This is a genomic window from Acidimicrobiales bacterium, assembly GCA_035540975.1.
GTDB lineage: Bacteria > Actinomycetota > Acidimicrobiia > Acidimicrobiales.
Window position 1 is genome coordinate 1 of record DATLFN010000157.1, and the last position, 10,870, is coordinate 10,870.

Annotated in this window: 10 protein-coding genes; 9 read left to right on the forward strand and 1 reads right to left on the reverse strand. The window is 74.1% G+C overall.

The features are described from left to right. The 9 genes from murB to VM242_15655 all read left to right on the forward strand — a co-directional run. On the forward strand, positions 1-700 hold a 700-nt coding region (murB, locus tag VM242_15615), incomplete at its 5' end, for a UDP-N-acetylmuramate dehydrogenase (protein HVM06587.1). Beyond that, the gene (locus VM242_15620) at positions 697-1,683 is read left to right on the forward strand and encodes an FtsQ-type POTRA domain-containing protein (protein ID HVM06588.1); all 987 of its coding nucleotides are present in this window, start codon (positions 697-699) and stop codon (positions 1,681-1,683) included. The genes murB and VM242_15620, both read left to right, overlap by 4 nt. 162 nt (positions 1,684-1,845) lie before the next feature. Then, positions 1,846-2,967, forward strand: coding sequence for a cell division protein FtsZ (gene ftsZ, locus VM242_15625; GenBank protein ID HVM06589.1), 1,122 nt, complete (start codon positions 1,846-1,848; stop codon positions 2,965-2,967). Positions 2,968-2,975: 8 nt separating this feature from the next. Continuing rightward, the gene (locus VM242_15630) at positions 2,976-3,680 is read left to right on the forward strand and encodes a polyphenol oxidase family protein (protein ID HVM06590.1); all 705 of its coding nucleotides are present in this window, start codon (positions 2,976-2,978) and stop codon (positions 3,678-3,680) included. Beyond that, the gene (locus VM242_15635) at positions 3,677-4,360 is read left to right on the forward strand and encodes a YggS family pyridoxal phosphate enzyme (GenBank protein ID HVM06591.1); all 684 of its coding nucleotides are present in this window, start codon (positions 3,677-3,679) and stop codon (positions 4,358-4,360) included. The genes VM242_15630 and VM242_15635 overlap by 4 nt, the downstream gene beginning before the upstream one ends. Continuing rightward, the gene (sepF, locus tag VM242_15640) at positions 4,361-4,897 is read left to right on the forward strand and encodes a cell division protein SepF (GenBank protein HVM06592.1); all 537 of its coding nucleotides are present in this window, start codon (positions 4,361-4,363) and stop codon (positions 4,895-4,897) included. Then, positions 4,894-5,163 (forward strand): YggT family protein, encoded by a 270-nt coding sequence (locus VM242_15645; GenBank protein ID HVM06593.1) that lies wholly within the window; start codon positions 4,894-4,896, stop codon positions 5,161-5,163. The genes sepF and VM242_15645 overlap by 4 nt, the downstream gene beginning before the upstream one ends. 103 nt (positions 5,164-5,266) lie before the next feature. Further along, the gene (locus VM242_15650; GenBank protein ID HVM06594.1) at positions 5,267-5,917 is read left to right on the forward strand and encodes a DivIVA domain-containing protein; all 651 of its coding nucleotides are present in this window, start codon (positions 5,267-5,269) and stop codon (positions 5,915-5,917) included. A 70-nt stretch (positions 5,918-5,987) separates the two neighbouring features. Then, positions 5,988-7,334 carry a hypothetical protein gene (locus VM242_15655; protein HVM06595.1) on the forward strand — a complete coding sequence of 449 codons (1,347 nt, stop codon included), beginning with the start codon at positions 5,988-5,990 and terminating at the stop codon, positions 7,332-7,334. A 227-nt stretch (positions 7,335-7,561) separates the two neighbouring features. Here VM242_15655 and ileS read toward each other — a convergent pair whose 3' ends face one another. After that, entirely contained in the window at positions 7,562-10,663 is a 3,102-nt protein-coding gene (gene ileS / locus VM242_15660; GenBank protein HVM06596.1) for an isoleucine--tRNA ligase, read from the reverse strand. Positions 10,664-10,870 lie beyond the last annotated feature (207 nt).

The following is a 10,870-nucleotide window of genomic DNA, read 5'->3' on the forward strand; positions in this document are numbered from 1 at the left end:
CCGGGGGTTCCCGGGCCTGGCCGTGGTGGTGGGGGAGGGGCTCGGTGCGGTCGACGTCGACGCCGGGGCGTGCCGGGTGCGGGCCGGGGCGGGGGCCTTCCTGCCCGTGGTCGCCCGCCGCACGGCCGCCGCCGGCCTGACCGGCCTGGAGTGGGCGGTGGGTGTGCCCGGGTCGGTGGGCGGTGCCGTGCGCATGAACGCCGGCGGCCACGGCTCCGACGTCGCCGCCTCCCTCCTGACGGCCCGGGTGGTCGACCTGGTGGGGGCGCGCCCGGTGGAGCGGACGGCGGCCGATCTCGCCCTCGGCTACCGGCGGTCCGCCCTCGGCCCGGCGGAGGTGGTGGTGGAGGCCACCTTCGCCCTGGCGCCGGGCGACCGCGAGGGCTGCGAGGCGCGTCTCGGGGAGATCGTGCGCTGGCGGCGGGAGCACCAGCCCGGCGGGCAGAACGCCGGATCGGTGTTCACCAACCCCCCGGGCGACTCGGCCGGCCGCCTGGTGGACGCCGCCGGCCTCAAGGGCTTCCGGGTGGGGTCCGCCACCGTGTCGCCCAAGCATGCCAACTTCATCCAGGCCGACGAGGGCGGGAGGGCCGACGACGTGATGGCACTCATACGGGAGGTGCAGCGGCGGGTGGAGGAGACGACCGGCGTGCACCTGGAGCCGGAGCTGCGCCTGGTGGGCTTCGAGGAGGAGCGTTGACGCAGACCCGCCAGCGGGGACGGCGGGGGGGGCCGCCGACCCTGTACGACCAGGCCGGCGAGCCGCCGCCGGCCCGGCCGCCGGTGGCGTCGCCGCGCCGGGCCAGGCGGTGGCGCGGGCACCTGCGGGCCGTCCCCGGACCGGAGCTGTTCGACCAGGAGCGGGACAAGGAGACCGGGGCGCCGGAGCAGCCGGCGCCGGCCCCACGCGCCGCGCCCCCGGCGCTGCCCATCGACCCGCGCATCCGGCGCCGCCGCATCGAGGTCCGCCGCGACGAGGGCCGGCGCCGGCGGCGCATCGTGGTCTCGTGCGTCGTGGCGGCCGCCGCCGTGGCCGGGGCGGCGGGCGCCACGCGCTCGCCCCTTCTCGACGTCGACCGGGTCGTCCTCCGGGGCGCCGAGCACACCAGGCACGACGCCGTCGTCGAGCTCGGCCACCTGGCGTCGTCGCCGCCCATGCTGGACGTCGACACGGCGACGCTCGCCCGCCGGGTGGAGGCGCTCCCGTGGGTGCTGGACGCCCGGGCCCGTCGCCAGTGGCCGTCCACGATCCGGGTGGACGTCGTCGAGCGCCGGCCGGCGGCCGTCCTCCCCGCCGGCGAGGGGACCTGGGCGCTGGCGGACGGGACCGGGCGGGTGCTCGCCGTCGGCCCGGAGAAGCCCCCCGGGCTCCCCGTCCTCGGTGCCGTCCCTGCGCCCGGCCGGCCGGGGACCACGGTCGGCGGGGAGACGCGCCCGTCGCTGGCCGTGGCCGCCGCCCTCCCCGACGACCTGCGCTCGCGCATCGCCGACGTGGCCGCCGTCCCCGGGGGTGAGGTGGAGCTCCAGCTCGTGCCCCCGGGCGGGGTGGTGCGCCTGGGCCCGCCTGTCGACCTCGACGAGAAGTTCCGGGTCCTGGCCACCGTGCTGGCCCGGGCCGAGCTCGCCGGCGTGGCCGTGATCGACGTGCGCGTGCCGCGGGCACCAGCCTTGACCCGCCGTTGACGATGTGGCTAATGTTCGACCGTTGCAAGAGGTTGACATAACTCTAACCCTGCACTAGAGGTTGAGGCCGGGCCGGAGCCCCATGCGAACGCACCTCGCCGAGGCGGTGGCGAACGTTTCCGGGACGTCGACGCGGCAGGACCGCACCGAGGGAGGCAGTCCATGGCCGCATCGCAGAACTACATCGCCGTGATCAAGGTGGTCGGCATCGGGGGTGGCGGCGTCAACGCCGTCAACCGGATGATCGACGCCGGGCTCAAGGGCGTGGAGTTCATCGCCATCAACACCGACGCCCAGGCGCTGTTGATGAGCGACGCCGACGTCAAGCTCGACATCGGGCGCCAGCTCACGCGCGGCCTCGGGGCGGGCAGCGACCCCGAGGTCGGCCGCCAGGCGGCCGAGGAGCACCGCGACGAGATCGAGGAGGTGCTCAAGGGCTCCGACATGGTCTTCATCACCGCCGGCAAGGGCGGCGGCACCGGTACCGGAGGCGCCCCCGTGGTGGCCGAGGTGGCGAAGTCGCTGGGCGCCCTCACCATCGGCGTGGTCACCCGTCCCTTCGCCTTCGAGGGGAGGCGGCGGGCGGTCCAGGCCGATGCCGGCATCCAGACCCTCAAGGAGAAGGTCGACACCCTCATCATCATCCCCAACGACCGGCTGCTCACCGTGTCGAACGAGAAGACCTCCATGGTCAACGCCTTCAAGATGGCCGACGAGGTGCTGCTCCAGGGTGTGCAGGGCATCACCGACCTGATCACGACGCCGGGCCTCATCAACACCGACTTCGCCGACGTGAAGATGATCATGAGCAACGCCGGCACCGCCATCATGGGCATCGGCACGGCGTCGGGCGAGGGCCGGGCCGTGAACGCCGCCCGGGCCGCCATCACCAGCCCGCTGCTCGAGGCCTCCATCGAGGGGGCACGCGGCATCCTGCTCAACATCGCCGGCGGCAGCGACCTCGGCCTGTTCGAGGTGAACGAGGCGGCCGAGATCATCCACGGCGTCGCCCACGCCGACGCCAACATCATCTTCGGCAGCGTCATCGACGACGCCATGGGCGACGAGGTCCGGGTCACCGTGATCGCCGCCGGGTTCGACCGCTGGGAGGAGGAGCGCCAGCCCGCCGCCGACCTCCGGTCCTCGCGCCGGGACGAGCGCGACCGCGGCGAGCGCAGCGCCCGGTCCGCCCCGCCGCCGCGTCCCGACCCCTTCGCCATGCCCGCCGACGAGGACATCGACCTCGGCGACGACGACTTCGACGTTCCGTCCTTCCTGCGCTGATCACCGCGGTGACCGCGCCCGTGAAGCGCCTGGACGCCCGCGCCGGAGCGGCGGGCGCGCTCCTCGGTGCGCGCGTGCGGTGGACGGGCCGCGCCGAGGGCGACCTGCGCCCGGCCGGACCGGCGACGGCCGGCCGGCTCGACGACCTCGTTGGGGCGCCGGTGTCGTGGCTGCGCCAGGTGCACGGTGACGGCGTGGTGGTCGTCGGGCGCCCCCGCCCGGGGGTCGTCCGCGGCGACGAGGGTGACGCCCTCGTCACGGCGGACGCCGCCGTGCCCCTCGCCGTGCTCACGGCCGACTGCGCGCCCGTCGCGCTGGCCAGCCCCGAAGGCGTGGTCGCCGCCGTGCACGCCGGTTGGGCGGGCCTGGTCGCCGGAGTCGTCCAGCGCGCCGTCGCGGTGATGCGCGACCTCGGCGCCACCGACGTGCTGGGCGCCCTGGGCCCGTGCATCCGCCCCGAGTGCTACGAGTTCGGTGCCTCCGAGCTCGAGCGGGTGGCCGGCGCGCTGGGGCCGTCGGTGCGGGCCGTCACCTCCTCCGGCCTGCCCGCCCTCGACCTGCCGGCGGCCGTGCGCGCTGCGCTGGCGCGTGCCGGCGCCGACCTGGCCGCCGACGAGGGCGTGTGCACGGCCTGCGCGGCCGAACGCCACTACTCGTACCGGGCGCGGCGAGAGCCCGAGCGCCAGGCCATGGTCGTGTGGAGGGCGGCGTGACAGCCGTCGCCACGCTGGCCGACCGCGTGGCGGGCGTCCGCCGAAGGATCGACGCCGTCGCCGGCGGCCGGCGCGTCACGCTCGTCGCCGTCACCAAGGGGTTCGGGCGCGACACCGTCGCCGCCGCCCGCGCCGCCGGTCTCGACGACCTGGGCGAGAGCTACGCGCACGAGCTGGTGGCCAAGGCCGACGCCATCGGCGACGGCGGCCGCTGGCACTTCCTCGGCGCCGTGCAGCGACGCAAGGTCCGCCACCTGGCACCCGTCGTCGCCCTGTGGCAGTCGGTCGACCGCCTGGGCGCCGGACGCGAGATCGCCCGCCACGCGCCCGGCGCCTCGGTGCTGGTCCAGGTCAACGTCACCGGCCTGGCGAACCGGAACGGGTGCACGTGGGACGACGCACCCGGCCTGGTGGAGGGGCTGTCGGCCCTCGGCCTCGACGTGCGCGGCCTGATGGCGGTGGGCGGCCGCGACGACCCGCGCGCCGAGTTTCGCCGCCTCGCCGTCCTCGCCCGCAGCCTCGGGCTCCGCGAGGTCTCGACGGGCATGTCGGGCGACCTCGAGGTCGCCGTGGAGGAGGGCTCGACCATGGTCCGCGTGGGCCAGGCGCTCTTCGGTCCCCGCCCGGTCCCCGATCGCGCCGGTCGACGAAACTATCCTGCCGCACAAGGAGGCTCGTAAATGCCTGGCATGCTCCGGCGGGCGATGGTCTATCTCGGCCTCGTCGACGACGACTACGACGACTACGAGCCCTCGTACGAGGAGCCGGCGCCAGCGCCGTCCCGGCCGGGGCCCCGGTCGTACGCCCCCGAGCCCGCCTACGAGCCGGCGCCCAGCAGCAGCAGCATCCGTACGCTGCCGCGCGAGTCGCCCGGACCTCCCGAGGGCGTGGCGTCGGTGACGCCCCGCCCGTCGGTCGTGCGAGCCGTGCCCCAGGCGCAGACGGCCAAGGTCCACGTCATCGCGCCGTCGCACTTCCCCGACGCCAAGGAGATCGGCGACCGGCTGAAGGCGAGCCAGCCGGTGATCGTCAACCTCCAGGCGGCCGAGCGGGAGCTCGAGCGGCGCATGATCGACTTCTGCAGCGGTGCGGCCTACGTCCTCGGCGGGTCCATGGACAAGGTCGCCGACCACGTCTTCCTGCTCACCCCCACCAACGTCGAGGTGTCGGCCGAGGAGAAGCGGCGGCTGCAAGAGCGTGGCCTGTACCGCACGTGAACGTCGTCTGCCTGCTGCTCAGCCTGTACCTGGTCGCCATCTTCGGGCGGATCGTCCTGAGCTGGTTCCCGATCTCGCCCGACTCGCCCATGGCGCCGGTGTTCTCGTTCCTCTACAACATCACCGAGCCCGTGCTCGGCCCCATCCGCCGGCTGCTCCCGCCCATCGGCGTGGGCGGCATGGGCCTCGACCTGTCGCCCATCATCGTGGTGTTCGGCGCCCAACTGCTGCTCTTCCCGCTCCTCGGGTGCCGGTTCAGCCTGTAGTGCTTCGACCCGACCGGCGGCGAGTGCGGCCACGGGCCCTGACGTTCCTGGTCACGGCAGGCGTGTGACGAGCCCCCCGGGCGCAGCGGTACCATCGGACAGCGTGGACGTCTCCCCGCAGACAATCCGTCAGGTCGAGTTCCGCGAGAAGCTCCGTGGGTACCACCAGGACGACGTCGACGAGTTCCTCGAGCGGGTGGCGGCCGGGCTCGAGATCGTGCAGGAGCGCCTGCGCCAGGCGACCGAGCGGGCCGTGCGCGCCGAGCAGGCCGTCGGCGAGCGGCGGGAGGACGACGACTCGCTGCGCCGCACCCTCGTGCTCGCGCAGCGCACCGCCGACCTCGCCATGAAGGAGGCCAAGGAGCAGGCGGCGCGCCTGCTCCAGGAGGCCGAGAGCGAGGCCGCCACCATCACCGCCGAGGCCGAGGCGGAGGCTCGCCGTCTCACCGACGAGGCGCAGACGCAGGCACGCGAAGAGGTCCGGCAGCTGACCGAGGCGCGCGACCAGTTGCGCGAGGAGGTCGACCGGTTGGTCGGCTACCTCGACGAGCAGCGGTCGCGCGCCAAGGCGGTGCTCACCGAGGCCGCTCGCAACCTCGACGAGGCTCTGGCGACACCTGCGCCGCCCCCGCCGCAGGCTCCTCGGCGCGCGCCGGGCCCGGGCGTCGGCGACGGTGGGCCGTTCGGCTTCGCGGGCATGCCCGGCGGCAACCGCACGCAGTCCGAATACCGGGACGCTCGTTCCGGCTCCTGACCTCCGCCCGCCCGCGGCGCGCACGCGCCTAGGATGCGCAGGTTCCGTCGACGACTCGAATGGTGGCTTCGTGTTGCTTCTCGTGACTATCGGGCTGGTGGTGGTCGGCGCCGTCGCCTTGGTGATCGGCTTCGTCAGCAACTCGCTCGGCCCGATCTATCTCTCGATCGCGTGCAGCGTCATCGCCGGGATCGTCCTCGTGGTGTTCTCTCGCATGGCCAGGCGCCAGGAGAGCTCCACGGCGACGGCCGGTGGCCCGTCGACGCCGTCCCGCCCGAGCTCGTGGGGCCCGCCGACCGCGCCGTCCGCGCCGTCGTCCAGCCCGGCGGCCACGCGCGTCGACATCCCGGCCACGCCGCCGCCTCCGCCGCCCGTCAGCCGCGCCGAGCCGTCGCGGCAGGAGCCGGCGTTCGAGCCGGAGCCCGCGTACGCGCCCGAGCCCGAGCCGGCGGCCGCCACCGGGAGGTTCGCGGCACGGGAGCCCGAGCCCGAGCCCATGCCGGAGGACGACGGCTTCCCGATCCCCGGCTACGACTCGATGCGCGCCAGCCAGATCCTCGAGCGCCTTCCCGAGCTGCGCCTCGAGGAGCTCGACATGGTGCGCGAGCGTGAGGAGCAGGGCAAGAACCGGGCGACCATCATCCGCCGCGTCGATCTCCGCATCGACGAGTTGGAGGCCGCCGAGGACGAGGCGCTGGCGGCAGACGACCTGGCCGAGCCCGAGCCGCCGGCTGCCGAGCCGGCCCCGGTGGCGGCCTCGTCCGGCGGCGACGACGACGACTTCCCCATCGAGGACTACGACCAGCTGTCGGCCGGCGAGATCATCGCCATGCTGGACGACCTCGACGACGACGAGCTCGACATGGTGGCGGCCCGCGAGGAGCGGGGCCTCAACCGGGTCGAGATCCTCGAGTACATCGACGACATGTTCGAGGAGGTCCCGGTCGACGAGGCGGCTGCGCCGGCCCCCGAGCCCGCCCCGGCTCCCGTGACGCCTCCGCCGACCCGGGCCGCCGCCAAGAAGGCGCCGGCCAAGAAGGCATCGGCCAAGAAGGCGCCGGCCAAGAGGGCGCCGGCCAAGAAGGCGCCGGTCGCCACCGCGCCGGCACCGGCCGGGCGCCGGACGGCGGCCAAGAAGGCCCCGCCCGTCACCAGGGCGCCGCTGGCCAAGGCGCCCGCCTCGAAGGCTCCCGCCCGGCGAGGCGCCACCAAGGCCGCTCCCGCCGCCCCGGTGGCGTCGCCCGGCACGGCCAAGGCGGCCGGCCGCCGCGCCCCGGCGGCCAAGGCGGCGAAGGCGGCCAGCAAGGCGACCAAGGCCACCCGCACCGCCACGGTGGCGCCGCCCGCCGCCCCGCCGCCGGCCGCCAAGAAGGCGGCCAAGAAGGCGCCGGCGGCCAAGAAGCGACCGCTGCTCTGACCGCAGCCGGCCGCGCCGCCTCGCCCGTCTAGACGCGTCGACCTCATTCGCTCGCTTCGCTCACTCCATTCGGTCGAGTTGGATCGTGCTCCGGCGGGCGAGCGGAGCTCGCGCCGCCTCCGCCTGTCCTTTCCCGGTGTCCGCAGCCGCAGAGGCCGCCTCCGGCGGCGAGTGCGGCCACGGACCCTGCGGTAGCGAACGCGGCAAACGTTTCTGGCCTCGCCCGTCTACACGCGGGCGACGGTCACGCGCACGGGCCGGCCGTCGGCCAGCGCGTAGGCGTTGCCGTCGTCGCCGTCCGTCAGCTCGGAGACGTCCACGGCGGTGGCGAGCGACTGCTCGGCCACGAACCGGCGGTGCACGTCCACGGCGGCGGCCACGTCGGCGGGGGCGGCGACGGCGAGGGTGATGCGGTCGGAGACGTGGAAGCCGGCGTCCTTGCGCGCCTCGTTCACCAGGCGGGCCACGTCGCGGGCCAGCCCCTCGGCCTCGAGCTCGGGCGTCACGTGCACGTCCAGCGCCACCATGCCGGCGTCGCCGGGCAGGGCGCGCGCCGCCGACTCGTCGCGGGGGACCAGGCGCAGCGTGTACTCGTCGTCGCCCAGCACCCGGCCCTCGACCTCGATCGAGCCGTCGTCGCGCCGGGCCCACCGCCCCTCGCGCACGGCCCGGATGATCGGCTGGACCCGGGCTCCCGCCCGGGGACCGAGCACGGCCGGCACCACCTGGAGACGCAGCTCGCCCACCGCCTCGACGTCGGGTGTGAGGTGCACGTCCTTGACGTTGACCTCGTCGGCGATGACCGAGCGGTACGCCTCCAGCGTCGCCGCGTCCGGCGCGGCGACGGTGAGGGAGGCCAGCGGCAGGCGGGCCCGCAGGCCGCGCGCCTTGCGGACGGAATGGGCGGCCGAGCACACGTCGCGGACCCGGTCCATGGCCGCCACCAGCTCGGGATCGTCGGGCAGGTCGCCCGCCGCCGGCCAGTCGGCGAGGTGCACGCTGCGCTGCCCGGTGAGCCCCCGCCACACCTCCTCGGTCACCATGGGCAGCAGCGGCGCGGCCACGCGGCACAGCACCTCGAGCAGCGTGGAGAGGGTGTCGAACGCGTCGGCGTCGCCCCTCCAGAACCGGTCCCGTGAGCGGCGGATGTACCAGTTGGTGAGGGCGTCGAGGAAGGCGTCGACCGCCGCGCACGCTCCGGCCAGGTCGTAGACGTCCATGCGCTCGGTGGCGTCGCGCACGAGCTGGGCACCCTTGGCCAGGGCGTAGCGGTCGAGCACGCCCGAGGCGTCGGTCCGCCACCGGGCGGCCCGGCCGTCGGTGTTGGCGTAGAGGGTGAAGAAGTGCCATGCGTTCCACAGCGGGTGGATCACCTGGCGCACCGCGTCCTCCACCCCCCCGCGCGTGAACATCAGGTCCTGGCCCCGCAGCACGGGCGACGACAGGAGGAACCACCGCACCGCGTCCGCCCCGCAGGTGGCGAACATCTCCTCGGGGTCGACGTAGTTGCGCAGCCGCTTGGAGGCCTTGCGCCCGTCGTCGCCCAGGATCACCCCGTGCACGACGCAAGTGCGGAACGGGGCGGAGTCGAACAGAGCGGTGCCGAGCACGTGCAGGTTGTAGAACCACGCCCGCGTCTGGCCGACGTACTCCACGATGAAGTCGGCCGGGAAGTGCGACTCGAACCACTCGGTCGACTCGAACGGGTAGTGCACCTGGGCGTAGGGCATCGACCCCGACTCGAACCAGCAGTCGAGGACCTCCTCCACGCGGCGCATCGTCGAGCGGCCCGAGGGGTCGTCGGGGTTGGGGCGGGTCAGGTCGTCGATGGCGGGTCGATGGAGGTCGGCGGGCCGCACGCCGAAGTCGCGCTCGATCTCGTCGAGGCTGCCGTACACGTCGATGCGCGGGTACGCCGGGTCGTCGCTCTTCCACACCGGGATGGGCGAGCCCCAGAACCGGTTGCGGCTGATCGACCAGTCGCGTGCGTTCTCCAGCCACTTGCCGAACGCACCGTCGCGGACGTGCTCGGGGACCCACGTGATCTGGTCGCGGTTGAGCTCGAGGGCGCGCTCCTTGATGGCGGTGACCTCGACGAACCACGAGCTGACGGCGCGGTAGACGAGCGGCGTGTCGGTGCGCCAGCAGTGCGGGTAGCTGTGCTCGTAGCGCTCCTCGCGCACGAGGGCCCCGGCCGCCTCCAGGTCCGCCACGATGCGGGGGTTGGCGTCGAACACCTGGAGGCCCTCGTAGTCGGGCACCTCCGAGGTGAAGCGGGCGTGGATGTCCACCGGCACGACGACCGGGATGCCGTTGGCCTCGCAGAGGCGCTGGTCGTCCTCGCCGAAGCCGGGTGCCAGGTGGACGGTGCCGGTGCCGTCCTCCGTGCTCACGAAGTCGGCGCCGAGCACCCGGAACGCGCCCGGGGTGCCCACGAAGAACGGGAACAGCGGCGTGTACGACCGGCCGACCAGGTCGGCGCCGACCACCGTCCCCGTGCGCGTGGCACCGGCCAGCTCGTCGGCGTAGCGGTCGGCCGTCCCCGCGCCGATGAGGGTGCGCCGGCCGTCGGGCTGCTCGAACACCGCGTACTCCACGTCGGGGCCGACGGCGAGCGCCAGGTTGGACGGCAGCGTCCACGGCGTGGTCGTCCACACCAGGATGTCCTCGCCCGTCTCCAGCCGGAACCGCACCGTGACGGCGGGGTCGAGGCGGGGGCGGTAGGCGTCGTCGAGGCGGGTCTCGAAGTTGGAGAGCGGCGTCTCGCACTCCCAGCAGTAGGGGAGGACCTTGTAGCCCTCGTAGACCAGCCCCTTCTCCCACAGGCGCTTGAACGCCCACAGGACGCTCTCCATGTAGGGGAGGTCGAGGGTCTTGTAGTCGCGGGAGAAGTCGACCCAGCGGGCCTGGCGGGTGACGTACGACTCCCACTCCTTGGTGTAGCGGAGCACCGATGTGCGGCAGGCGTCGTTGAAGCGGTCGATGCCGTACCTGGCGATCTCGACGTGGCCGCTGATGCCGAGCTCCTTCTCCGCCTCCATCTCGGCCGGCAGCCCGTGGCAGTCCCACCCGAAGCGCCGGTCGACGCGGCGGCCCCGCATCGTCTGGTAGCGGGGGACGGCGTCCTTCACGTAGCCGGTGAGCAGGTGGCCGTAGTGGGGGAGCCCGTTGGCGAACGGCGGGCCGTCGTAGAACACGAACTCGTTGTCGCCCGCCTCCCGCTGGTCGATGGACGCCCGGAAGGTGTCGTCCTCCGCCCAGAAGGCCAGGACCCGCCCCTCCAGGGCGGGGAGGTCGGGCTGGCGGGGGACGTCGGGGTACGGCGGCACCAGTTCACTCTAGGGAGCGCGCGTACCGGCGGCAGCCGGGTTCGGCGCCGCGGGTGGCAAGCTGGGGCGGTGATTCCCTATCCACCCTCCGGTGTCAAGGACTTTCTTGCATTGACCTCACGATGCCGCGCGGTCAACGATGGTGGCCGGGGAAGGTCGCCTCGTAGAAGCGCTTCGAGCGCCGTTCTGTGCATGTCCCTTGAGGAC

Bases quoted from the DNA above. Each gene is read 5' to 3' on its own strand.
- ftsZ (HVM06589.1), top strand. From the start codon at position 1,846: ATGGCCGCATCGCAGAACTACATCGCCGTGATCAAGGTGGTCGGCATC.
- sepF (HVM06592.1), top strand. From the start codon at position 4,361: ATGCCTGGCATGCTCCGGCGGGCGATGGTCTATCTCGGCCTCGTCGAC.